20 protein-coding genes and 1 pseudogene are annotated in these 23,902 nt (G+C 73.4%); 10 read left to right on the top strand and 11 right to left on the bottom strand.

From position 1 onward, the window contains the following. Positions 1-15: 15 nt before the first annotated feature. The 3 genes from cysC to galT all read left to right on the top strand — a co-directional run bounded on the left by cysC (position 16) and on the right by galT (position 3,705). Positions 16-1,545, top strand: a complete 1,530-nt coding sequence (gene cysC, locus HDA31_RS02945; RefSeq protein WP_074472605.1) for an adenylyl-sulfate kinase — start codon at positions 16-18, stop codon at positions 1,543-1,545. A 205-nt stretch (positions 1,546-1,750) separates the two neighbouring features. Continuing rightward, entirely contained in the window at positions 1,751-2,623 is an 873-nt protein-coding gene (locus tag HDA31_RS02940; protein ID WP_246384143.1) for a DeoR/GlpR family DNA-binding transcription regulator, read from the top strand. Continuing rightward, the gene (gene galT, locus HDA31_RS02935; protein WP_074472604.1) at positions 2,620-3,705 is read left to right on the top strand and encodes a galactose-1-phosphate uridylyltransferase; all 1,086 of its coding nucleotides are present in this window, start codon (positions 2,620-2,622) and stop codon (positions 3,703-3,705) included. The genes HDA31_RS02940 and galT overlap by 4 nt, the downstream gene beginning before the upstream one ends. A gap of 319 nt (positions 3,706-4,024) precedes the next feature. On the opposite strand, the gene HDA31_RS02930 is transcribed toward galT, so the two are convergent. After that, a complete protein-coding gene (locus tag HDA31_RS02930; protein ID WP_178066378.1) occupies positions 4,025-5,242 on the bottom strand; it encodes an NADP-dependent isocitrate dehydrogenase in 1,218 nt (405 codons plus the stop codon). A gap of 136 nt (positions 5,243-5,378) precedes the next feature. On the opposite strand from HDA31_RS02930, the gene HDA31_RS02925 reads away from it, so the two are divergent. After that, on the top strand, positions 5,379-6,176 hold the full coding sequence (locus HDA31_RS02925) for an MBL fold metallo-hydrolase (RefSeq protein ID WP_178066379.1): 798 nt from the start codon (positions 5,379-5,381) through the stop codon (positions 6,174-6,176). A 113-nt stretch (positions 6,177-6,289) separates the two neighbouring features. On the opposite strand, the gene mdh is transcribed toward HDA31_RS02925, so the two are convergent. From mdh to purN, 4 genes and pseudogenes are all read right to left on the bottom strand, one after another. After that, on the bottom strand, positions 6,290-7,240 hold the full coding sequence (gene mdh / locus HDA31_RS02920) for a malate dehydrogenase (RefSeq protein ID WP_074472602.1): 951 nt from the start codon (positions 7,238-7,240) through the stop codon (positions 6,290-6,292). A gap of 183 nt (positions 7,241-7,423) precedes the next feature. Beyond that, positions 7,424-8,284 (bottom strand): bifunctional methylenetetrahydrofolate dehydrogenase/methenyltetrahydrofolate cyclohydrolase, encoded by an 861-nt coding sequence (locus HDA31_RS02915; RefSeq protein ID WP_043965711.1) that lies wholly within the window; start codon positions 8,282-8,284, stop codon positions 7,424-7,426. A 127-nt stretch (positions 8,285-8,411) separates the two neighbouring features. Next, a complete protein-coding gene (gene purH / locus HDA31_RS02910) occupies positions 8,412-9,983 on the bottom strand; it encodes a bifunctional phosphoribosylaminoimidazolecarboxamide formyltransferase/IMP cyclohydrolase (RefSeq protein ID WP_219825142.1) in 1,572 nt (523 codons plus the stop codon). Beyond that, positions 9,984-10,601: pseudogene (gene purN, locus HDA31_RS31930) on the bottom strand (phosphoribosylglycinamide formyltransferase); the annotation flags it as partial. It lies immediately after the preceding gene. Between the two features lie 305 nt (positions 10,602-10,906). On the opposite strand from purN, the gene HDA31_RS02905 reads away from it, so the two are divergent. Both HDA31_RS02905 and HDA31_RS02900 read left to right on the top strand, forming a co-directional pair. After that, positions 10,907-11,161: a CD225/dispanin family protein gene (locus HDA31_RS02905; protein ID WP_228986539.1), complete on the top strand. Its 255-nt coding sequence runs from the start codon at positions 10,907-10,909 to the stop codon at positions 11,159-11,161. A gap of 29 nt (positions 11,162-11,190) precedes the next feature. After that, positions 11,191-11,730, top strand: a complete 540-nt coding sequence (locus tag HDA31_RS02900; RefSeq protein ID WP_178066381.1) for a DUF4190 domain-containing protein — start codon at positions 11,191-11,193, stop codon at positions 11,728-11,730. A gap of 126 nt (positions 11,731-11,856) precedes the next feature. On the opposite strand, the gene HDA31_RS02895 is transcribed toward HDA31_RS02900, so the two are convergent. Next, positions 11,857-13,137, bottom strand: coding sequence for a cell division protein PerM (locus HDA31_RS02895; protein WP_178066382.1), 1,281 nt, complete (start codon positions 13,135-13,137; stop codon positions 11,857-11,859). A gap of 159 nt (positions 13,138-13,296) precedes the next feature. On the opposite strand from HDA31_RS02895, the gene HDA31_RS02890 reads away from it, so the two are divergent. Continuing rightward, a complete protein-coding gene (locus HDA31_RS02890) occupies positions 13,297-13,560 on the top strand; it encodes a hypothetical protein (protein WP_043965704.1) in 264 nt (87 codons plus the stop codon). An 84-nt stretch (positions 13,561-13,644) separates the two neighbouring features. Here HDA31_RS02890 and sucD read toward each other — a convergent pair whose 3' ends face one another. The 3 genes from sucD to icmB all read right to left on the bottom strand — a co-directional run bounded on the left by sucD (position 13,645) and on the right by icmB (position 16,541). After that, positions 13,645-14,532, bottom strand: coding sequence for a succinate--CoA ligase subunit alpha (gene sucD / locus HDA31_RS02885; protein ID WP_178066383.1), 888 nt, complete (start codon positions 14,530-14,532; stop codon positions 13,645-13,647). A 2-nt stretch (positions 14,533-14,534) separates the two neighbouring features. After that, a complete protein-coding gene (gene sucC, locus HDA31_RS02880; protein WP_074472598.1) occupies positions 14,535-15,713 on the bottom strand; it encodes an ADP-forming succinate--CoA ligase subunit beta in 1,179 nt (392 codons plus the stop codon). A gap of 423 nt (positions 15,714-16,136) precedes the next feature. Next, positions 16,137-16,541 (bottom strand): coenzyme B12-dependent isobutyryl CoA mutase small subunit, encoded by a 405-nt coding sequence (gene icmB / locus HDA31_RS02875; protein ID WP_043965699.1) that lies wholly within the window; start codon positions 16,539-16,541, stop codon positions 16,137-16,139. 392 nt (positions 16,542-16,933) lie between these two features. On the opposite strand from icmB, the gene HDA31_RS02870 reads away from it, so the two are divergent. After that, positions 16,934-17,647 carry a M23 family metallopeptidase gene (locus HDA31_RS02870; protein ID WP_074472855.1) on the top strand — a complete coding sequence of 238 codons (714 nt, stop codon included), beginning with the start codon at positions 16,934-16,936 and terminating at the stop codon, positions 17,645-17,647. Between the two features lie 330 nt (positions 17,648-17,977). Beyond that, on the top strand, positions 17,978-18,706 hold the full coding sequence (locus tag HDA31_RS02865) for a M23 family metallopeptidase (protein WP_178067815.1): 729 nt from the start codon (positions 17,978-17,980) through the stop codon (positions 18,704-18,706). A gap of 56 nt (positions 18,707-18,762) precedes the next feature. Here HDA31_RS02865 and HDA31_RS02860 read toward each other — a convergent pair whose 3' ends face one another. Both HDA31_RS02860 and pcrA read right to left on the bottom strand, forming a co-directional pair. After that, entirely contained in the window at positions 18,763-19,212 is a 450-nt protein-coding gene (locus tag HDA31_RS02860) for a tetratricopeptide repeat protein (RefSeq protein WP_178066384.1), read from the bottom strand. A gap of 14 nt (positions 19,213-19,226) precedes the next feature. Continuing rightward, entirely contained in the window at positions 19,227-21,626 is a 2,400-nt protein-coding gene (pcrA, locus tag HDA31_RS02855) for a DNA helicase PcrA (protein WP_178066385.1), read from the bottom strand. A 203-nt stretch (positions 21,627-21,829) separates the two neighbouring features. Here pcrA and HDA31_RS02850 point away from each other — a divergent pair, with 203 nt between their 5' ends. After that, positions 21,830-23,680: a bifunctional metallophosphatase/5'-nucleotidase gene (locus tag HDA31_RS02850; RefSeq protein ID WP_178066386.1), complete on the top strand. Its 1,851-nt coding sequence runs from the start codon at positions 21,830-21,832 to the stop codon at positions 23,678-23,680. The last annotated feature ends 222 nt before the right edge of the window (positions 23,681-23,902 follow it).

Genomic DNA, 23,902 nt, shown 5'->3' with positions numbered 1-23,902 from the left:
GAAAGTGGGGGTGCGATGAGCAACGGGTGGGTGCTGCCCGACGAGGTGCTTCGGGACGCGCCGGCGTACACGCCGCGGCCCGGGGAACTGGCCGATCTGGAGTTGCTGGTCTCCGGGGCGTACGCGCCCCTGACCGGCTTCATGACCCGGGCGGATCTGGCCTCGGTGAGTCGGCGGGGCCGGCTCGCGGACGGCGCGCCGTGGCAGGTGCCGGTGGCCCTCCAGATCCCGGCGTCGCTCGCCGGCGACCTGGATCCGGCCGATCCGGCCCGCCGGGTGCTGGTGCTCTCCGACGGCGAGGGCGCCCCGGTGGCCTCGCTGGAGGTCACCGACGTGTGGTCGGCCCGCGAGGGCGTCGCCGGGGTCGGCGGCACGGTGCGCCGGCTCGGCGACGGCGGCCACGGCCCGTTCCAGCGGCTGCGCCGCAGCCCGGAGGAGATCCGGGCGCTGCTGCCCCCGGGCCGGGTGCTGGGGGTGGTCGCCGACCGGCCGCTGCACCGGCCGCAGCTCGCGCAGATCGCCCACGCGGCGCGCACCCTGGGCGCGCACCTGCTGGTGATGATCCCGGTCGCCGAGGGGACGATCAACGGGTTGCCCTCCGAGGCGCTGGTGCGGGCGGTCTTCGCCGCCCGGGACCGGATGCCCCCGGCGACGCTGGTCGCGGTGCCACTGGCCCGCCGCCGGGACGAGATCAGCGACGCGCTGCTCCAGGCCCGGGTGGCCGCCGCGTACGGGGTGACCCACCTGCTCTCCACCGGCGAGATGCTCTCCGGCGCGGGGCTGCGGGTGCTGGTCCCCCGCGAGCTGGCCTACGACAACCGGGACGGGCAGTGGCGCTGGCGGGAGGACATCCCGCCGCGCAACCGGCGGCTGGCGCTCAGCCAGGCGGAGATCGACGACCTGCTCGACCGGGGCTTCCCGCTGCCGGAGTGGCACACCCCGCCGGCCGTGGCGAAGGAGCTGGTGCGGGCCCGGCCGCCCCGGCGGCACCGGGGGCTGGTGCTGTTCCTCACCGGCTTCTCCGGCTCCGGCAAGTCGACGATCGCCCGGGGCCTGGCGGACGTGCTGCGCGAGGGCGGCGACCGCACGGTGACCCTGCTCGACGGCGACGTGGTGCGCCGGGAGCTCTCCGCCGGGCTGACCTTCAGCAAGGCCGACCGGGACCTGAACGTCCGGCGGATCGGCTGGGTGGCGGCCGAGATCGCCCGGCACCGGGGGGTCGGCATCTGCTGCCCGATCGCCCCGTACGCGGCGGCGCGGACCACCGCGCGGGAGATGGCGCACGCGGCCGGGGCCGGTTTCGTGCTGGTGCACGTCGCGACCCCGATCGAGGTGTGCGAGCAGCGCGACCGCAAGGGCCTCTACGCGCGGGCCCGCGCCGGCCTGCTCACGGGCATGACCGGCATCGACGACCCGTACGAGGTGCCGACGGACGCCGACGTCGTGGTCGACACCACCGGCATGTCGATCGACGAGGCGGTGCAGGCGGTGATGCATCACCTGACCGAGACGGGCTGGGTCGAGCCACGCCTCCAGTCCACCTGACCGCCGCTCCTCCGCCGCGTCGCCGCCGCCCGGTCCTCCTCCGTCCTTCGCCGGGGGGCCGGGCGGCGGTGTGTGCCGGGCACGTGTCGGCGCCCACCGCCCCTACGGCTCCGCTTCCGCAACGGCCACCCGCCGCGCTAGTGTTCAGCTTTGTTGGAACGCGTGCGACCACGTGAGAAGTGGGCGCGGGAGTCGGAGGTGCGGAATGCTCGCGCGGCAACGGCAGGCGGCCATCCTGGACCGCGTCCGGGCCACCGGCGGCGTCCGGGTGACCGAGCTGGCCGCCGAGTTCGGCGTCTCCGACATGACGATCCGGCGCGACCTGGACACGCTGCACGAGCAGGGCGTGCTGGCCAAGGTGCACGGCGGCGCCACCACGACCGGCCCCGGCTCCACCGACGAGCCGGGCTTCCACGCGAAGTCGGTGCGCCAGCTGCCGGAGAAGGCGGCCATCGCCGCCCGCGCCGCCGAGCTGGTGCGCCCCGGCGCGGCGGTCGCCCTCTCCGCCGGCACCACCACCGCCGAGCTGGCCCGCCGGCTGGTCGACGTGCCGGGGCTGACCGTGGTGACCAACTCCCTGCCGGTCGCCGAGATCCTGCACGCCGGGGGCCGCACCGATCAGACCGTGGTGCTCACCGGCGGGGTGCGGACGCCGTCCGACGCGCTGGTCGGGCCGCTCGCGGTCGCGGCGATCCGGTCGCTGCACCTGGACCTGCTCTTCCTCGGCGTGCACGGGATCAGCGAGCGGGCCGGCTTCACCACCCCCAACCTGATGGAGGCCGAGACCGACCGGGCCCTGGTGGCCGCCGCCGACCGGCTGGTCGTGCTCGCGGACCACACCAAGTGGGGCACCGTCGGCATCTCCTCGATCGTCGAGCTCTCCGCCGCCGACGTGCTGGTCACCGACGACCGGCTCGACCCGCAGGCCCGGCAGGTGCTCGACGAGCGGGTCGGCGAGCTGGTCCTGGTCGCGGGGGCGGGGACGACGAGCAGACCGACGCCGGGTCGGACGCCGGCCCCGGCGGATCGCGGCCCCGGCCGCGTGGCCGCGGCGACGAGGGAGGGAACGGCGGAGTGAAGCGTACGACGATCGAGCTGGCCGACGGCCGGGAGCTGATCTACTTCGACGAGCGGGACGACGCGGTCCGCGACCAGCCGGACCGGCGCGAGCTTCCGCCGCCGCCGCCCGCGTCCCAGCTCCGCTACGACCCGCTCACCGACGAGTGGGTGGCGGTCGCCGTGCACCGGCAGAGCCGGATCTTCCTCCCGCCGGCCGACCAGTGCCCGCTCTGCCCGTCCCGGGGCGACCGGCTCAGCGAGATCCCGGCGCCGGACTACGACGTGGCCGTCTTCGAGAACCGGTTCCCGTCGCTGAGCCAGCGCACCGCCGACGAGCCGGCGGAGATCACCCCGTTCACCCCGGTCCGGCCCGGCCAGGGGCGGTGCGAGGTGGTCTGCTTCACCGACGACCACCACGCCTCGTTCGCCGGCCTCCCGCCGGGCCGGGTGCGCACGGTGCTCGACGTCCTCGCCGACCGGACGGCGGCCCTGGCCGAGTTGCCCGGGGTGGAGCAGATCTTCTGCTTCGAGAACCGGGGTGTGGAGATCGGGGTGACCCTGCACCACCCGCACGGCCAGATCTACGCGTACCCGTTCGTCACGCCGCGCACCCGGGCGATGCTCGGCGCGGCCCGCCGCCACGCCGAGCGCACCGGCGGCGGCAACCTCTACGCCGACGTGCTCGCCGCCGAGCGCGCCGCCGGCACGCGCGTGGTGGCGGCCAACGAGCACTGGACGGCGTACGTGCCGGCGGCGGCCCGGTGGCCGTTCGAGGTGCACCTCGCGCCGCACCGGCCGGTGCCGGACATCCCCGCGCTGACCGACGCCGAGCGCGACGCGTTCGGCCCGCTCTACCTGGACCTGCTGCGCCGCTTCGACGCCCTGTTCGACATGCCGATGCCGTACATCGCGGCCTGGCACCAGGCGCCGGTGCGGATCGACCGCGAGCTGGGGCACCTGCATCTCCAGCTGTTCAGCGTCCGGCGGGCGAAGGACAAGCTGAAGTTCCTGGCCGGCTCGGAGTCGGGCATGGGGGTGTTCATCAACGACATCGCCCCGGAGCGCGCCGCCGCCCTGCTGAAAGCAGGGGCCCCTCGTTAACGCTTTCTGTATAGCAGGGGCCCCCTGCTAACAGGGCGGGACAGGCGGGACAGCCAGGCGCAGCGCAGCAGGGCGCGGGGGGCCCGGGACGGGCCCCCCGCAGGGAAGGGACGGCTGGCTGTGTGCGACAGCCGGGGAGGCTGGTTTCGTCGGCACTCGTGCCGCGCGGCGACCGCGGTCAACCCCCCTTGGACGCGACTGGCACCACGTCCATCCTGCACAACGAGCCACCTCACCCCGAGTGACGGCGGGACGGCCGCAGGCGCGCCGAAGCCCGCCGGCGGGCGGCCGGCGGGCTTCGGAAGGTGTGACGGTACGGTCAGGCGGCGAGCCGACGCGCCAGGTTCTCGTCCAGCGCGTTCATGAACTCGTCGGTGGTCAGCCACGGGGCGTCGCGCGAGATGAGCAGCGCGAGGTCCTTGGTCATCTGGCCGCCCTCGACGGTGTCGATGATGACCTGCTCCAGCGTGTCGGCGAACTCGGTGACGGCGGGGGTGCCGTCCAGCTTGCCCCGGTGGGCCAGGCCGCGGGTCCAGGCGTAGATCGAGGCGATCGGGTTGGTCGAGGTCTTCTCGCCCTTCTGGTACTGCCGGTAGTGCCGGGTCACCGTGCCGTGCGCGGCCTCCGCCTCGACGGTGCGGCCGTCCGGGGTCATCAGGACCGAGGTCATCAGGCCCAGCGAGCCGAAGCCCTGCGCCACGGTGTCCGACTGCACGTCGCCGTCGTAGTTCTTGCAGGCCCAGACGAAGCCGCCCTCCCACTTCAGCGCGGCGGCCACCATGTCGTCGATGAGCCGGTGCTCGTAGGTGATGCCGGCGGCCTCGAACTCGGCCTTGAACTCGTTCTCGAACACCTCGGCGAAGATGTCCTTGAACCGGCCGTCGTACGCCTTGAGGATGGTGTTCTTCGTCGACAGGTAGACCGGGTAGCCGCGGTCCAGGCCGTAGCGCATCGAGGCGCGGGCGAAGTCCCGGATCGAGTCGTCGAAGTTGTACATGCCCATGGTGACGCCGCCGCCGGGGAAGTTGGCGACCTCCATCTCGACCGGGGCGGAGCCGTCGGCCGGGGTGTAGGTGATGGTCACCGTGCCCGGGCCGGGGACGACGAAGTCGGTGGCCTTGTACTGGTCGCCGTGGGCGTGCCGGCCGATGATGATCGGCTTGGTCCAGCCGGGGACCAGGCGCGGCACGTTCGACATGATGATCGGCTCGCGGAAGACGACGCCGCCGAGGATGTTGCGGATGGTGCCGTTCGGCGACCGCCACATCTTCTTCAGGCCGAACTCCTCCACCCGCGCCTCGTCCGGGGTGATGGTGGCGCACTTGACGCCGACGCCGTGCTCCTTGATCGCGTTGGCGGCGTCGATGGTGACCTGGTCGTCGGTGGAGTCGCGGTACTGGATCGAGAGGTCGTAGTAGTGCAGGTCGACGTCGAGGTAGGGCAGGATCAGCTGCTCCCGGATCTGCTTCCAGATGATCCGGGTCATCTCGTCGCCGTCGAGCTCAACGACCGGGTTGTTTACCTTGATCTTCGCCATCGACCGGCGCTCCTCTCGGGGGACACGTGCTCAACAGTACGAGCGTACTGGAAACCGACTCGCAGTCCCCAGCCGGCCCGCGCCGACCGGGGAAAACGGGATACACGGCACAGCCGACGGCTGACACGATCACCGGATGCCGCCGCGCCGCACCCTCGGGTCTATCACGGTCACCGCCCTGACCGACGGCGAGGGGCCGTTCTTCCAGCCGCGCGAGGAAACGTTCCCGGCCGCCACCGCCGAGCAGTGGGCCGCCGCCGACCGGCGCGACCCGGGCGCGGTCACCGGCGACGGCCGCTGGTGGCTGCCGTTCCGCTGCTTCGCCCTGCGCGCCGCGGACGGCCCGGTCACCCTGGTCGACGCCGGCATCGGCCCGGCCGACGCGCCCGCCGCGAGCTGGGCCCCGGTGCCCGGCCGGCTCCCCGCCGAGCTGGCCGCCGCCGGCATCGACCCGGCCGACGTCCGCACGGTCGTGCTGACCCACCTGCACACCGACCACGTCGGCTGGGCGGTCGTCGGCACCCCCTGGTTCCCCAACGCCGACTACCTCGTCCAGCGGGCCGAGCTGGCCGCCCTGGCCTCGGTCAACCCCGCCCTGGAGGCCGGCCTGGTCGCGCCGTTGCGCGCCGCCGGCCAGCTCCGGGTCCTCGACGGCGACACCCCGCTCACCCCGGGGGTACGCGTGCTGAGCACCCCCGGGCACACCCCCGGCCACCAGTCGGTGCTGGTGGACTCCGGCGACGAGCGGCTGCTGGTCACCGGCGACCTGCTGGTGCACACCGTCCAGCTCGTTGACCCCGACGTGGCGTACGCCCACGAGGAGCAGCCGGAGACGGCGCGCGTCTCGCGGGCGACGCTGCTGCGCCACCTGGCCGCGCGGGGCCCGGCGGCCCTGGCCACCCCGCACCTGGGCGAGCCGTTCGTGGCGCTCTGAGCGCCGACGGGACTTCACGCACCCGGCGCGCCGGTCCCGGCCGCTCGGACGGGGGCGGCGGAAACGGCGAAGGGGCGGGTCCGGCGTCGGCCGGCCCGCCCCTTCCGCGTGGCTCACATGCTGGCGACGTCGGCCTGCTTCGCGCGGACGGCCTCGGCGGCCTCCTTGAGGCTGGCCAGCTCGTCGGCGTCGAGGTCGGTCTCGACGACCCGCTTGATCCCCTCGGCGCCGATCTGGGCCTCGACGCCCAGGTAGACGCCGGAGATGCCGTACTCGCCGTCGACCCAGGCGCAGACCGGCATGACCTCGCCGGAGTCCTCCGCGACGGCCTTGGCCATCCGGGCGGCGGCGGCCGACGGGGCGTAGTAGGCCGAGCCGGTCTTCAGCAGCGCGACCACCTCGGCGCCGCCGTTGCGGGTCTTGACGACCAGCTCCTCGATCTGCTCGGCCGGCATGGCCTCGCGCAGCGGCTTGCCGTCGACGGTGCTCTGCGACGGCACCGGGACCATGGTGTCGCCGTGCGAGCCCAGGGTCAGCGTCTTCACCGAGCGCACCGGCACGCCGAGCGCCTCGGCGACGAAGTTGGTGAACCGGGCGGTGTCGAGCATGCCGGCCTGGCCGAGCACCCGGTTCTTGGGGAACTGGGTGGCGAGCTGGGCCAGCGCGGTCATCTCGTCGAGCGGGTTCGACACGACGATGACGACGGCGTTCGGGGCGTACTTGGCGACGTTCTCGGAGACCTGACGGACGATCTTGGCGTTCGTCTCCAGCAGGTCCATCCGGCTCATGCCCGGCTTGCGCGGGAGGCCGGCGGTGATCACCACGACGTCCGAGCCCTCGATGGCCTCGTAGCCCTCGCCGTTTCCGCCGGTGGTGACGCCGACGACCTTGGTCTCGAAGCCCTCGATGGCCCGCGACTGGTTGAGGTCCAGGGCCAGGCCGGCGGGCTTGCCCTCCACGATGTCGGTGATCACGACGGTGTCGAAGACGTCGTACTCGGCCAGGCGCTGCGCGGTGGTGGAGCCGTAGAAGCCGGCCCCGACGACAGTGACCTTCTTACCCATGGTCGTCCCACTCCCTGTTACCAGTCGTTTTCCGGACCGTATCAGTCATCCTGGCAGCCCACCGGCCAGGGGCGGCGGCCATCGGCGGGATGGGGCGAACGTCACCGTCGCCGGGTTCGGCCCGAGGTCGCCCCGGAGTCGGCCCGACGCCGGCCCGGCCGCTCCGGGCCGGGCGGTCGCGGCTCAGCCGCGCTCGGCCCGCTCGACGACGTTGGTCAGCAGCATCGCCCGGGTCATCGGGCCGACGCCGCCGGGCATCGGGACCACCTTGCCGGCCACCTCGGCCACCTCGGGATCGACGTCGCCGGTGTAGCGGCCCTTGCCGTCCGCCCCAATCACCCGGGTGATGCCGACGTCGACCACCGTCGCGCCGGGGGTGACCATGTCGGCGGTGAGCAGGCCCGGCACCCCGGCCGCGACGATCACGATCTCGGCCGCGCGGGTGTGCCCGGCGAGGTCGAGCGTGCCGGTGTGGCAGAGGGTGACCGTGGCGTTCTCGCTGCGCCGGGTCAGCAGCAGGCCCAGCGGGCGGCCGACGGTGTTGCCCCGGCCCACCACGGCGACGTTCGCGCCGCGCAGCGGCACGTCGTGCCGGCGGAGCAGCTCGACGATGCCGCGCGGGGTGCACGGCAGCGGGCCGTCGTAGCCGAGGACCAGCCGGCCGAGGTTGACCGGGTGCAGGCCGTCGGCGTCCTTGTCGGGGTCGATCATCTCCAGCGCCCGCTGGGTGTCCAGGTGACCGGGCAGCGGGAGCTGGACGATGTAGCCGTGGCAGGCCGGGTCGGCGTTCAGCTCGGCGAGGACGTCGTCGACCTGCTGTTGGGTGGCGTCGGCGGGCAGCTCGCGGCGGATCGAGGCGATCCCCACCTCGGCGCAGTCACGGTGCTTGCCGTTGACGTACGCCTGGGAGCCCGGGTCCGCCCCGACCAGGACCGTGCCCAGCCCGGGGACGACGCCCCGCTCCGCCAGTGCCTTCACCCGCGCCCGCAGCTCGTCCTTGATCTCCGCCGCGGTCGCCTTGCCGTCCAGGATCGTCGCCGTCACGCCCAGATCGTCTCACGTCCGCCCGCCCCGCTGACTGCGGACCCGGTGCAGGTCGGTCGAGGCAGCGGGGCGCGGCGGCGGCATCAGCGGCTCGACTCGCCAGGATCGGCGGGTCGAGCCGGCGGGGTCAGTGGAAGAAGTGGCGGGTGCCGGTGAGGTAGAGCGTGACGCCGGCCTCCTTGCAGGCGGTGGCGACCTCCTCGTCGCGGATCGAGCCGCCCGGCTGGACGATCGCCTTCACCCCGGCCCCGATGAGGACCTTCGGGCCGTCGGCGAACGGGAAGAACGCGTCGGAGGCGCAGACCGAGCCGGCGGCCCGCTCCGCGCCGGCCCGGGTGACCGCGAGCTGCGCCGAGTCGACCCGGTTGACCTGGCCCATGCCGACGCCGACGGTCGCCCCGTCCTTGGCCAGCAGGATCGCGTTGCTCTTCACCGCGCGCACCGCCCGCCAGGCGAACGCCAGGTCACGCAGGGTGGCCTCGTCGGCCGCCTCGCCGGTGGCGAGCCGCCAGTTGGCCGGGTCGTCGCCCTCGGCGTCCACGGCGTCACGGGTCTGCACCAGCATGCCGCCGGTGACCTGCCGCCACTCCGCCGGCAGCGGGGCGTACGCCGGGGCGCGCAGCAGCCGCAGGTTCTTCTTCGCCCGCAGCAGCTCCAGCGCGTCCGCGTCGAAGCCCGGGGCCACCAGCACCTCGGTGAACACCTCGGCGACCTGCCGGGCCAGCTCGGCGGTGACCTGGCGGTTCACGGCGATCACCCCGCCGTACGCCGACACCGGGTCGCAGGCGTGCGCCTTGCGGTGCGCCTCGGCGACGTCGGCGCCGACCGCGATCCCGCACGGGTTGGCGTGCTTGATGATCGCCACGGCCGGCCGGTCGGCGAAGTCGTTCGCCGCCCGCCAGGCGGCGTCCGCGTCGACGTAGTTGTTGTAGGACATCTCCTTGCCGTGCAGCTGTTCCGCCTGGGCCAGGCCGGCGGGGCTGGCCGGGTCGGTGTAGAGGGCGGCGGCCTGGTGCGGGTTCTCGCCGTAGCGCAGCACCGCCGAGCGGCGCAGCGACACCCCGGCGGACTCCGGCCAGCCGGCGGCGTCGGGGGCGAGCGTGGTCGCGCACCACTGCGCCACGGCCACGTCGTACTCGGCGATGGCGGCGAACGCGCGGGCCGCCAGCACCCGGCGCTGGGCCAGGGTGAACCCGCCCGCGCCGAGGGCGGCCACCAGCTCCGGGTACGCGGCCGGGTCGGTGACCACCGCGACGGACGCGTGGTTCTTGGCGGCGGCGCGCACCATCGCCGGCCCGCCGATGTCGATCTGCTCCACGCACTCCTCGACGCCGGCGCCGGAGGCCACCGTGTCCTGGAACGGGTAGAGGTTCGACACCAGCAGGTCGACGCCGGCGATGCCGTGCTCGTCGAGCTGGGCCGCGTGCGCGGGCTTGCGCAGGTCGGCCAGGAGCCCACCGTGGATCGCCGGGTGCAGGGTCTTGACCCGGCCGTCGAGGATCTCGGGGAAGCCGGTCACCGACTCCACCGGGGTCACCGGCACCCCGGCGGCGGCGACGGTCGACGCGGTGCTGCCGGTCGAGACGATCTCCACGCCCGCCGCGTGCAGGGCCTGGGCCAGCTCGACCAGGCCGCTCTTGTCGTAGACGCTGACCAGCGCCCGTCGGATGGGGCGGCGCTCGCCCTGACTGGAACTCACTCCGACCGTGACCTTTCTTCCGGTGATCGTCCAACCTTCGCGGACCAGCCGACCGACCTGCTCCACGAGCTGACGCCGCTCGGCGGACTTGATGCGCTCGGTGAGCGTCTCCTCGTCGTCGTCGTCGCACACGGGCACGGCGACCTGGGCCACGATCGGCCCGGTGTCCATGCCGGCGTCGACGAAGAAGAGGGTGGCCCCGGTGATCTTCACCCCGTAGGCGAGGGCGTCCCGGGGGCCGTGGATGCCGGGGAACGCCGGCAGCAGCGTGTTGTGGGTGTTGAGGTAGCGGTCGCCGAAGGCGGCGAGGAACTCCGGGCCGACCAGCTTCAGGAAGCCGGCGGAGACCACCAGGTCGGGGCGGTGCGCGGCGACCTGCCTGGTCAGCGCGGCGTCCCAGTCCGCCCGGGTCGGATGGTCGGCGACCCGCTCGACGAAGGTCGACACCCCGGCGGCGGCGGCCCGGTCCAGGCCCGCGATCCCGGCGCGGTCCGCGCCCACGGCGACGACCCGGGCGCCGTACGCGGGGTCGACGGCGGCGTCGAGCAGCGCCTGGAGGTTGCTCCCGGAGCCGGAGACGAGGACGACTATGCGGGCGACGGACGCGGGCTCGGTCACGCGGCCACCCTATCGGGCAGGTCGGGCCCGCTCCCGGGCGGGCGTCCAGGTCGGGGCCGCACAGCAGCGCGCGGGCAGACGGCCCGGGGCCGCACAGCGACGCGCGGGGCGTCCAGGTCCGGGCCGGAATTCGGTGCCCCTTCCTGTCGCCCGGACCCTGTACGCTGCCGGTCGCTCGGTGCCCGGCGCACGCCGGGTCCCGCACCTGTCAGTGACGCGACACGCGCGGTGTGTCGACGGAATGAGGAGCACCCAGGATGCAGCCCGGTTACCAGTCCCCCCAACCGCAACAGATCAATAACAACATGACGATGTCCATCGTGGCCATCTTCCTGTTCTGGCCGCTGGCCATCCCCGCCATCATCAACGCGTCGAAGGTCAACCCGCTGATCCAGCAGGGTGACTACGCCGGGGCCCAGGCGGCGGCGGCCGAGTCGAAGAAGTGGTCCAAGTGGGCCCTGATCGTCGGCATCGTCTGGCTCGTGATCGTCCTCGTGTGCTGCGCGCTGGGCGGTCTTGCCGGGATCATGGGTGGAGCCAGCAGCACCAGCAGCTACTGACAGCAGCCCGAAGCAAGGAGCACCGACGCATGCAGCCCGGTCAGGACCCGTACGGCCAGCAGCCACACGACCCGAACCAGCCGCAGTACCACGACCCGTACGCCCCGCCGCCCGCGGCGCCGTACGGGCAGCAGCCGACATCGGGCCAGCCCTACGGGCAGGACCCGTACGCCCAGCAGGCCCCGCCGCCGTACGGGCAGCCGCCCACCTCGGGCCAGCCCTACGGGCAGGACCCGTACGCCCAGCAGCCGCCGCCCTACGGGGCCGCGCCGGGCTACCCGAACGCCGGCTACCCCCACCCGCAGGGGCAGAACAACACCCTCGGCCTGGTGTCGATGATCCTCGGCATCGCGTCGATCCCGCTGGTCTGCTGCCTGTACCTGGGCATCCCGGTCGGCATCGCCGCCGTGGTCACCGGCTACCTGGGCCGGCAGAAGGCGGCGCAGGGGCTGGCCAGCAACGACGGTCAGGCCAAGGCCGGCCTGATCTGCGGTGCGGTCGGCGCCGGGCTCGGCGTCCTGCTGTTCATCCTCGGGGTGGTGGGCAACGTGACCCTGCCCACCACCTGAGGCGGGCCCAGACCACCTGGTCGCGCACCGACGCGAGGGGCGCTCCGGAGATTTCCGGGGCGCCCCTCGCCGTGTCCCGCCCGCCGCGCTCAGGTGTGAGCGGGGCGCCCCTCTCTACCGGATGCGTTAGGAGGGGGCCCTTCCTTTCACCCGCAGCGCGCGGGTGGCGGCGGCGCCGAGCAGGGCGCCGGCCGCGATCACGGCGGTGGCCGCCCCGGCCACCTGCCAGCCGACCGGGCCGATGTCGGCCAGCCGGCCGCCGCCGAGCGGGCCGCCGGAGACCGCCGCGAGCACGCCGAGCAGCAGCCCGGCGACCGGTCCGGCCAGCGCCGCCGGGACGAGCAGCGCCGGCCAGGCCAGCTCGGCGCGGTCCTCGGCGGCGATCCGCAGCAGCCGGCGGGCGAGCAGCCACCCGGCGGCCATGCCGGCCAGCACGGGCACGGCGAGCAGGCCCGCGCCGTAGCCGTCGACGGGCCCGCTGGGCAGCCCCGCCAGCAGCGGCACCGCCGGGAGCGCGCCGACGGAGACCTCGCTGGTGCGGACGGCGGTGTCGACGCCGACGGCGAACCCGGGGCCGAGCAGGTAGCTGGCCGACCAGATCGTCGCGTTCGGCGCGTAGGCGAGGCTGACCAGGGTGATCCCGGCCTGCCCGGCCACCCCGGTGCGGTAGGCGCCGATCATGTCGGCGGCGTCGCCGCCCCCGGTGGCCACCGCGAGCCCCGCTGCTCCGGCCCCCGCGCCGAGCAGCAGCAGCCCGGCGACGAGGCCGGTGCGCACCCCGTCCCGAAGCTGGGTGGGGGCCCGGGCGGCGAGCAGGCGGGCCACCGCGGTGGTCCGGAGCGCCCCGGCCAGCGCGGCGAGCGTGCCGACAAGGGCGAACGTCGCCCCGGCGCGGGCCGGGGCGGTGCCGGTCGGCACGGCGGCGAGCGCGCCGAGCAGCGCGTACCCGACGCCGACCGCGCCGGCGGCGGTGAGCGCCTGGCGCGGGGAGCGCCCGCCCCGCGCCCCGATGGCCCGGCTGGCGTGCACCCCGGCGCGGGTGAGCCGCCAGACGGCCAGCGCGGTCAGCGCGAGCGGGGTCAGGCCGAGTGGGCCGGCATCGGTGGCGAGCGGGACGCCGTGGCCGAGCAGCCAGCCGGCGAGCCCGGCGCGCAGCGCGCCGGTGACGGAGCCGGCGTCCTCGGTGAGCTGGGCGAGCCCGAGCACGAGGGCGACCGGGAGGTAGGACGTGAGCGCGGCCCAGGCGGCGGCGACCCCGGCGGCCACCACGAGGGGGGCCCGACCGCGGGTGGGCTCCCCGGGCCGGGGCGCGGGCCCCCGGGGACCCGGGACGCGGCCGGCGGGCCGGGCGTCGGCGCCGACCCTGGCGGCCGGACGACGGGGCTGGTCAGGGGTGACGGAGGACATCGGCTCTACTCTGGCATGTCGCGCCGTCGTGGGCAGTCCGATACCGCCCCCGACCGGCCGGAAGTTCGGTGATCCACCGACCTGGCACCCCCGATCCGGTCTAGCCTCGGCCCCAGGACGCGAATTCCTGTCGCGGCCGCGGACCGCTCGGAGGAAGCCGTGAACGCTCCGTATCCACCGCCCCCCGCGCAGGCCGGGGGCCGGGACCGCACCACGTTGTGGGGCGTGCTCGGCATCATCCTGGGCCTGCTCTGCTGCGGCATCCTGGGGATCATCTTCGGGTACCTGTCGATCCGGGACGCCAAACGGTACGGCCAGTCGCCGGTGCTGGGTTACCTCGCCATCGCCTTCGGCGTGATCAACATCATCGGCAGCGCGATCCTGCGGGCGAGCGGCAACTACCCGTTCTGGAACAACAACTGACCGCTGCGGCCGGACGCCGGGCCGACGTGACGACGCGAGGGGGCCGACCGGCTCGGTCGACCCCCTCGGCGCGTCGCGCGGCGGTCAGCCGGCCGACATGATCTCCCGCATGAGCTTGGCGGTCTCGGTCGGGGTCTTGCCGACCTTCACGCCGACGGCCTCCAGCGCCTCCTTCTTCGCCTCGGCGGTGCCCGCCGAGCCGGAGATGATCGCGCCGGCGTGGCCCATGGTCTTGCCGGGGGGCGCGGTGAAGCCGGCGATGTAGCCGACCACCGGCTTGGTGACGTGCGACTTGATGAACTCGGCGGCCCGCTCCTCGGCGTCGCCGCCGATCTCGCCGATCATCACGATGGCGTCGGTGTCGGGGTCGGCCTCGAACGCGGCGAGGGCGTCGATGTGGGTGGTCCCGATGATCGGGTCGCCGCCGATGCCGACGCAGGTCGAGAAGCCGATGTCGCGCAGCTCGTACATCATCTGGTAGGTCAGGGTGCCGCTCTTGCTGACCAGGCCGATCCGGCCGGAGCCGGTGATGTCGGCCGGGATGATGCCGGCGTTCGACGCGCCCGGCGAGGCGATGCCGGGGCAGTTGGGCCCGATGATCCGGGTGCGCTCGCCCTTGGCCACGTTGTACGCCCAGAAGGCGGCGGTGTCGTGCACCGGCACGCCCTCGGTGATGACCACGGCCAGCGGGATCTCCGCGTCGATCGCCTCGATCACGGCGGCCTTGGTGAACTGCGGCGGGACGAAGATGACCGTCACGTCGGCCCCGGTCTCGGCCATCGCGTCGGCGACGGTCGCGAAGACCGGCAGCGCGGTGCCGTCGAAGTCGACGCTCTGGCCCGCCTTGCGCGGGTTGGTGCCGCCGACGACGTTCGTGCCCGCGGCGAGCATCCGCCGGGTGTGCTTGGAACCCTCGGATCCGGTCATCCCCTGCACGATGACCTTCGAGTCCTTGGTCAGCCAGATAGCCATTGTCAGACCCCCGCAGCCGCCAGCTCGGCGGCCCGCTCGGCCGCGCCGTCCATGGTGTCGACCCGCTGCACCAGCGGGTTGTTCGCGCCGTCGAGGATCGCCCGACCGGCCTCGGCGTTGTTGCCGTCCAGCCGGACGACGAGCGGCTTGGTGACCTTCTCGCCGCGCTGCTCCAGCAGGGCCAGCGCCTGCACGATGCCGTTGGCGACCTCGTCGCAGGCGGTGATGCCGCCGAAGACGTTGACGAAGACGCTGCGCACCGACGGGTCGGACAGGACGATCTCCAGCCCGTTGGCCATCACCGCGGCGCTCGCGCCGCCGCCGATGTCGAGGAAGTTGGCCGGCTTGACGTTGCCGTGCCGCTCGCCCGCGTAGGCCACGACGTCGAGGGTCGACATGACCAGGCCCGCGCCGTTGCCGATGATGCCGACCTCACCGTCGAGCTTGACGTAGTTGAGGTCCTTCTCTTTGGCGGCCTGCTCCAGCGGGTCCACGGCGGCCTGGTCGACGAGCGCCTCGTGGTCCGGGTGCCGGAACCCGGCGTTCTCGTCCAGGGTGACCTTCGCGTCGAGCAGCAGCAGCTTGCCGTCACCGGTCTTGGCCAGCGGGTTCACCTCGACCAGCGTGGCGTCCTCGGCGACGAAGGCCTGCCACAGGCCCACGGCGACCTCGACGACCTGGTCGGCGACGTCGGCCGGGAAGCCGGCGGCGGTGACGATCTCGCGGGCCTTCGCCTCGTCGACGCCCGCGACCGCGTCGATCGGGGCCTTGACGACCTTGTCCGGGGTCTCGGCGGCGACCTGCTCGATGTCCATTCCGCCGGCGACGCTGGCGATGCAGAGGAAGGTGCGGTTCGCCCGGTCGAGCAGGTAGGAGAAGTAGTACTCCTCGGCCACGTCCGCCGTCACGGTGATCATGACCTTGTGGACCGTGTGACCCTTGATGTCCATGCCGAGGATGTCGGTGGCGCGGGCCACCGTCTCATCCGTGCCCTCGGCCAGCTTCACGCCGCCGGCCTTGCCACGGCCGCCGACCTTCACCTGTGCCTTGACGACCACCCGGCCGCCGAGGCGTTCGGCGATCGCGCGGGCCTCCTCCGGGGTGTTGGCGACGCCGCCGGCCAGCACGGGCAAGCCGTGCCGCTCGAACAGGTCCCGCCCCTGGTACTCGTACAGGTCCACGATTGCGCGTCCCGTCCCGTCTCCGCGGCGCGCCGTCGCGCCGCCGCCAGCGTTGTGGAATCAGTTTGACGCCTGTCATCAGTTGAAACAGGCCATTGGGCGCAGCCTAGCGAGGTCGGCACCGGCGGCAACCGAGCGGGTGCGCGGTGTGCCCTACTCCACAACCAGCGGGATCGCGGTCGTCGGCGGGGCGCGCAACAGCGCGCGTGGGAATTCCGCGGGGGATGTTCCCAGCTCCGCGTAACCCCCTGGTCAGGGCGTCGTTGAGTCAGGTGTCGGAGCGCTGCCGAGGCGCGAGGACGGAGACGGCCGATGCCCTGTCGGTCGAGGGGTGGCGGCGGGGCATCGTGCATAGAGGGGCCGGACGTGTGAGGGGTGCGTCCGGCCCCTCACCCTGCCCGCCGCAGGGCGGAGGGGCGCGGGTCAGGCGACCGGCTGGGCCACGTTGGCCCGCACCCACTCGACGATCGACTGCGTGGTCGCGCCCGGGGTGAAGATCTTCTTGACGCCGAGCTGCTCCAGCTCGGGGATGTCGGCGTCGGGGACGATGCCGCCGCCGAAGACGACGATGTCCTGCGCGTCCCGCTCGCCCAGCAGCTCGACGACCCGCCGGAACAGGGTCATGTGCGCGCCCGAGAGCACCGAGAGCCCGACCGCGTCGGCGTCCTCCTGGATGGCCGTCTCGACGATCTGCTCCGGGGTCTGGTGCAGGCCGGTGTAGATGACCTCCATGCCGGCGTCGCGGAGGGCGCGGGCGACGACCTTGGCCCCCCGGTCGTGGCCGTCGAGGCCCGGCTTCGCGACGACGACCCGGATACGAGAGCTCATCAGCGGACACCTTTCGAGGGCGCTACGACTGTCACCTGAACGAACGGTAACCCGGCGGGTCGCCGGCAGGGAATCCGACCTGCGCTCCGAGGGCAGAGCCTAGGGGGCCGGGGCAGGGGGTCGGACATTCGGGCGACAGTGGTCACGGTGCGCGACGAACGGGCAGGTGAGGGCACGTATGACCAAGTGACGAGGCGTGACAATAGAGGACGTAAACGGACAGATCGACACGCCAATTACCCCGTCTGGCTTGTGACGGGCGTGGCGGTTGGCTACCGTGTCCACGGTTGTCATCAGGTCCACGGACGGGTGACGACGCGGCCAGCCGACGTTCACCACCGCTTCACGAGCGCCGGCCGACCGCATCGGATCCCCGACAACGGAGGGTGTGCGTGCGCCAGCGCCTGTCGTCTGAGCCCGATCGATATCGCGGTCGCCGCCGCGTACCCACCCCGCCGCGTAGCCGCTACGCCGCCGTCGTCACCACCGCGTTCGTCGGGGCCGGCATCGTCGCGATCGGCGCGGGAGCACTGCCGGACGCCAAGAGCGTCAGCCCGTCGGTCCTCGACGAGCTCAAGCAGGCCTCCATCACCAGCCAGGACGCGGCGGCCCGCGCGGACTCCGCCGACCGGGCCTCCCGCGACAGCCGGGTCGAGACGAAGGCGGCCGGCGAGCAGGAGGCCTGGCTCCTGCCGTTGCAGGGCTACGACTTCAACTCCCCCTACGGCATGCGCTGGGGCAAGCTGCACACCGGGATCGACCTGGTGGCCCCCGAGGGCACCCCCTACGTCGCCATCCACGAGGGCACCGTCACGAAGGCCGGCTGGTTCGGCGGCTACGGCTACGCGGTGATCGTCAAGCACGCCGACGGCAGCGAGGCCATCTACGGCCACTCCTCCGCCGTGAGCGTCAAGGAGGGGCAGCAGGTCAAGGCCGGCGACCAGCTCGGCCTGGTTGGCAATACCGGCCACTCCTACGGCTCCCACCTGCACCTGGAGATCCATGTCAACGGTGACCCGCTGGACCCGGTGCCGTGGCTCCAGGAGCGCGGAGTGGACATCAAGATGCAAATCGAGCTGTACTACAGCGACGTAGCCGCTTCCTGACGCTGCGCATCGACCGTTGACCGCCCGGATCGACTGATCCGGGCGGTTCTTCGTGCGCCGCCCGCACACCAATGTCTGCTGCGTCACAGCCGCTGATGTGACCAGCCGCACATCGCCAATGATCAATTATCCGGACATGGGGGTCCGGCACGGGACGCCGCGGACACCGTCCCTCCCGGTCCACGTCGCCCCACCCGTCCCCCTGCCCGCCTCCTCACCAGCGCGAACACCAGTATTTCGAGGTCCACGTCCCCTCGAAGGTGTAGGTCCGCCGTGCACGAAGAGAACATCCGCGACAGCAGCACCCCCGACGCGCCGGCCCGCCACCGGATGCGTCCCCGGCCCGGCACCCGGGCCCTGGTCGTCGGCGCGGTCGCCCTGGTCGGGCTCGGTCTCGCCGGTGCCGCCGTCGCCACGACCGCCGGCGACGACGACCCGGCCCCCGCCACCGTGGCGGTCGACGCACCGGCCCGCGCCGAGGCCGCCGACCGGGCCGACCGCGCCGCCCGCGGGTCGGCCAGCCCCGCCGCCAGCCCCAGCACCGTCTCGCCGAGCCCGTCGAGCGCCAGCCCCAGCCCGACGGCGAAGAAGGCCACCGCCAAGCCCAAGCCCAGGCCGACCCCGAAGCCCGCGCCGAAGAAGACCAGCAAGCCCGCCCCCGCCTGGGTCATCCCGATGGCGGGGGCGACGATCACCTCCTGCTACGGCCCGCGCGGAGGCGCCCTGCACGCCGGCATCGACTTCGCCCTGCCCGCCGGCACCCCGATCCACGCCGCCGCCGCGGGCACGGTCGTGAAGGCCGGCGACGTCGGCGACGGCTACGGCATCTCCGTCTTCGTCGACCACGGCAACGGCTACCTGACCCACTACGCCCACCAGAGCCGCACCGCCGTCGGCGTCGGCGACAAGGTCACGGCGGGCCAGGTCATCGGCTACGAGGGCTCCACCGGCGACTCCACCGGCCCGCACCTGCACTTCGAGGTGCACCAGGGCCAGATGTGGAACCAGATCGACCCCGCGCCGTTCCTGCGGGCCCGGGGCATCGACGTCGCCTGCTGACGACCCGGCGACGCGCCGGCCGCCGGAGGGAACCACCGGCGGCCGGCGCCCACCGGTCAGCCCAGTTGCTGCGCCAGCGTGTCCAGGCCGCCCCGGATCAGCTCCCCGTAGGCGTCGTCGCCGAGCGCGCCGATGCCCGCCCGCGCCTGCCGGAGGCACTCGCGGGCCCGGTCGAGGTCGCCGAGCCGGCGGTAGCACTCACCGAGGTTGAGGTGCAGCGACGGATAGAGGGCGGCCACCGACATCGGCACCCCGGCCTGCGCCACGCGATCGTCGGTGAGCAGGTCGGCCGCCGCCAGGGCCCGCTGGTCCCAGCGCAGCTCCTCGTGGACGTCGTCCTGCACGTCGGCCATCGAGTGCGCGAGGACGCACACGTGCAGCGGATCGCCCCGCTCCCCGCCGATCTCGGCCCAGAGCTGGGCGAACAGGTCGCGGGCCGCCTCGCGCCGACCCTGCTGGTGGTGCAGCTGCACGCCCTCGTTGATCCGGGTGAGCGTCTCGTCCATGGTCGTCGGCCGGCTCAGAGCTTGTCGATCGGGGCGTGCCGCAGCACCAGCCACATCGTCTGGTCGCCGAAGTCGATCTGCGCCCGCGCCCCCGGGCCGTGGCCCTCCACGGCGAGCACCCGACCCAGGCCGTACCGCTGGTGGTTGACCCGGTCCCCGGCGGCGACCTTCGGGCCCTGGGGCAGCTCGCTGGCCGTGGCCAGCCGGCTGCCGTCGACGCCGAGCCGCTTGGCGAGCTGCGCGGCCTTCGGGGTGCCCCCGGTGAAGCCGCCGCCGCGCGGCGCGCGGTCCGCGCGCCCGCCGACGCCGCCGCCACCGCCGCCCCACGAGGTGTACGTCCCTTCGGTGCGCTCCCAGCGGACCAGCTCCGGCGGCAGCTCCTCCAGGAACCGCGACGGCGGGTTGTAGGCCGGCTGTCCCCACGCCGAGCGGGTCACCGCCCGGGACAGGTAGAGGCGCTGCCGCGCGCGGGTGATCCCCACGTAGGCCAGCCGCCGCTCCTCCTCCAGCTCCCGGGTGTCGCCCAGCGCGCGCAGGTGCGGGAAGACGCCGTCCTCCAGCCCGGTCAGGAACACCACCGGGAACTCCAGCCCCTTGGCGGTGTGCAGGGTCATCAGGGTGACCACGCCCTGGTGGTCGGGGTCGTCGGAGGGGATCTGGTCGGCGTCGGCGACCAGCGCCACCTGCTCCAGGAAGCCGGCGAGGGTGGCCCGCTCCCCCTCCTCCCCCAGCGCCTCGACCCGCTCCGTGTACTCCCGGGCGACGCTCACCAGCTCCTGGAGGTTGTCGACGCGGCCAGCGTCCTGCGGGTCGAGGCTCTCCTCCAGCTCGGTCAGGTAGCCCGAGCGGGTCAGCAGCGCCTCCAGCACCTCCTCCGGGGTGCCGGTCTCGGCCAGCTCCCGGGCCCCGTCGAGCAGCGCCACGAAGTCGCCGATGCCGTTGGCCGCCCGGGTGGAGATGCCCGGCGCGTCGCCCGCCCGGCGCAGGGCCGCCCCGAAGGAGATGCGGTCCCGGCTGGACAGGGCCTCCACGCACGCCTCCGCGCGTTCGCCGATGCCCCGGCGGGGGGTGTTGAGGATGCGGCGCAGGCTGACCGTGTCGTCGTCGTTGACCACCGCCCGCAGGTAGGCCAACGCGTCGCGGACCTCCTTGCGCTCGTAGAAGCGCACCCCGCCGACCACCTTGTAGGGCAGGCCGACCCGGATGAACACCTCCTCGAACACCCGGGACTGGGCGTTGGTGCGGTAGAACACCGCCACGTCGCCGGGGCGGGCCTCGTCGTCGTCGACCAGCCGGTCGACCTCCCGGCCCACCCAGTCGGCCTCGGCGTGCTCGGTGTCGGCCACGTATCCGACGATCTGCTCGCCGGCCCCGGCGTCGCTCCACAGCCGCTTGGGCTTGCGGGAGGTGTTGCGGTCGATCACCGCGTTGGCGGCGTTGAGGATGGTCTGGGTGGAGCGGTAGTTCTGCTCCAGCAGGATCGTCCGGGCGTCGGTGAAGTCCCGCTCGAACTCCAGGATGTTGCGGATCGTCGCGCCCCGGAACGCGTAGATCGACTGGTCGGCGTCGCCGACCACGCACAGCTCCGCCGGCGCGATCCCCTCGGTGCCGGAGACCAGCTCCTTGATCAACGTGTACTGCGCGTGGTTGGTGTCCTGGTACTCGTCGACCAGCACGTGCCGGAACCGGCGGCGGTAGCCCTCCGCGACGTGCGGGTGCGACTGGAACAGGTGCACCGTCGTCATGATCAGGTCGTCGAAGTCCAGCGCGTGCGCCTCGCGCAGCCGCCGCTGGTAGAGCGTGTACGCCTCGGCGAGGGCCCGCTCGTTGGGCCCCTTGGCCCGGCCGGCGAACTCCTCCGGGTCGACCAGCTCGTTCTTCAGGTTGGACACCTGGGCGGCCAGCCCCCGCGCCGGGTAGCGCTTCGGGTCCAGGTCCAGCTCGCGGGCGACGAGCTGCATCAGGCGGCGGGAGTCGTCGGCGTCGTAGATCGAGAAGCTCGACTTCAGGCCGGCGTGCTCGTGCTCGGCCCGCAGGATGCGCACGCACGCCGAGTGGAACGTCGACACCCACATCAGCCGGGCGCGCGGGCCGACGAGCTGGGTCACCCGCTCCTTCATCTCGCCGGCGGCCTTGTTGGTGAAGGTGATCGCGATGATCTCGCCGGGGTGGACGTCGCGGGCCGCGAGCAGGTAGGCGATCCGGTGGGTGAGCACCCGGGTCTTGCCGGAGCCGGCGCCGGCCACGATCAGCAGCGGCGAGCCGGCGTGCACGACGGCGTCGCGCTGGGGGCCGTTGAGGCCCTCCACCAGGGCCTGCGGGTCGAGGCGGACGGCCGGGCCGGGCCGGGGCGGCGGGGCCGACGCGGGCTCGGGCTCGGGCGGGGGCGCGGGGATGTCGAAGAGAGGCTGCATCGCACGGCGAGTCTATGCCGCCGGCCGGACACTTCCCGACAGCGCGGCCCCGACGCGACCGATCGGGGCGGCAGGGACACCGGGCGACATCAGGAAGAGACCAACCCGTCACCCGTCCGGCTCTGGCGCGGCCGTCCCCGATCCACAACGATGGCTGGTGAACCCCCACTTCCTCCCCCGTACACGATTTTGGGAGAAAAACCATGAGTCAACCGCGCTCGCGCGGTCGGGCGGTGCTGCGTCACCTCGCCGCGCCGGCCCTCGCACTGGCTGTCGTCGCCACGCTGCCGGCCGCCACGCGGCCCGCGCCGGCCCCGGCCGCCGACCCCTGGGCGGCGCTCGCCCCGGTCTCGGTCTCCTACGCCAAGCCCCCCGGCGGCGAGGTCAAGGGCAACTTCCTCAGCTACAACGACTTCCACGGCGCGATCGACCCGCCGGCGGGCAGCGGCGCCGTGGTCAACGGCACCCCGGCCGGCGGCGTGGAATACCTCGCCACCTGGCTCAAGAAGCTGCGCGCCGAGGCCAAGGCCGAGGGGCGGACCAGCACCACCGTCGGCGCTGGCGACCTGGTCGGGGCGACCCCGCTGGTCAGCGCCGCGTTCCACGACGAGCCGACGATCGAGCTGATGGACAAGATCGGGCTGGAGATCAGCTCGGTCGGCAACCACGAGTTCGACGAGGGCGTCGACGAGCTGATCCGGCTCAACAAGGGCGGCTGCCACCCGGTCGACGGCTGCCAGGACGGCGACGGCTTCAAGGGCGCGAAGTTCACCTACCTCGCCGCCAACACCATCAGCAAGAAGACCAAGCTGCCGATCCTGCCCCCGGTCGACGTCAAGTTCGTCGGCGGCGTGCCCGTCGGCTTCGTCGGGGTCACCCTGGAGGGCACCCCCGGCATCGTCAACCCGGCCGGCATCACCGGCGTCACCTTCGCCGACGAGGTGGAGACCGCCAACAAGTGGGGCGGCCTGCTCAAGCTGTTCGGTGTGAAGGCCATGGTGCTGCTGGTGCACGAGGGCGGCGCGCAGTCCCCGCCGCCGAGCACCCCCGGCGTCTCCGACTGCGCCAACTTCTCCGGCCCGATCGTCGACATCGTCAAGGGCCTGCGGCCCGAGTTCGGCCTGGTCGTCTCCGGCCACACCCACCGGTTCTACTCCTGCTCGCTGCCGAACTCCTCCGGCCAGCCCAGCGTGGTCACCAGCGCCGGCAACAACGGCCAGCTGATCACCGACGTCGACTACTCCCTCAACCGGCGCACCGGCCGGTTCACCGGGATCTCGGCCCGCAACGTCATCGTCGAGAACGGCGTCCGCAACGCCGACGGCACCTGGCAGCAGACCAGCCCCGGCGTGTACGCCCGCAACCCCGACCTGGTGGACGCGGGCGCGAAGGCGCTGGCCGACAAGTACCGCACGGCGGTCGCCCCGATCGCCAACAAGGTGGTCGGCAAGATCAGCGCCGACATCGTCCGCGACGCCCTGCCCAACGGAGAGAGCCCGCTCGGTGACGTGATCGCCGACGCGCAGCTCGCGTACACGAAGAGCAACGGGGCGCAGATCGCGCTGATGAACCCGGGCGGCGTGCGGGCCTCCATGTCGTACGGGGCGTCGGCCGGCGGCGAGGCGCCGGGCGAGGTGACCTACGGCGAGGCGTTCGCGGTGCAGCCGTTCAACAACCTCGTGGTCACCCAGACCTTTACCGGGGCACAGCTCAAGAACGTGCTGGAGCAGCAGTTTGTGGGCTTCAACGGGCAGACCACCCAGCGGATCCTCCAGGTGTCGGCCGGGCTCACCTACTCGTACGACAGCACCGCCCCGGCGGGCTCTCGGGTGAGCGCCCTGGCGCTGAACGGGACCCCGATCGACCCGGCGGCCAGCTACCAGGTCACCACGAACGACTTCCTGGCCAACGGCGGCGACGGCTTCACGGAGCTGAAGGGCGGCACCGGCCGCACCACCGCCCCCGGCTTCGACGTCGACGCGCTGGTGGCGTACGTGGGCGCGGGCGACCCGGTCGCCCCGGGCCCGGCGAACCGCATCACCCGCCTCGGCTGAGCTGGTGGTAAGGAGGGGCCCCTTGTTAACGCATACGGTCGAGAAGGGGCCCCTTCTCACACTGCCCGCCCGGATGGTGGGCGGCGGCAGTGCTTGCGCAGGTGGCCGGGCAGTCGGCATACTCGACGGCGTGTTCGGTCAGCGCTTCTACTTTTACTACGGCACCGGGAGTCCGGCAGCCGTGGGTCGCGCCTGATCAGATCAGACCTACGAAAGCCCCGG

The sequence above is a fragment of the Micromonospora carbonacea genome (assembly GCF_014205165.1).
In the GTDB taxonomy this organism is placed as follows: domain Bacteria; phylum Actinomycetota; class Actinomycetes; order Mycobacteriales; family Micromonosporaceae; genus Micromonospora; species Micromonospora carbonacea.
This window is presented reverse-complemented; position numbering and strand designations above follow the sequence as displayed.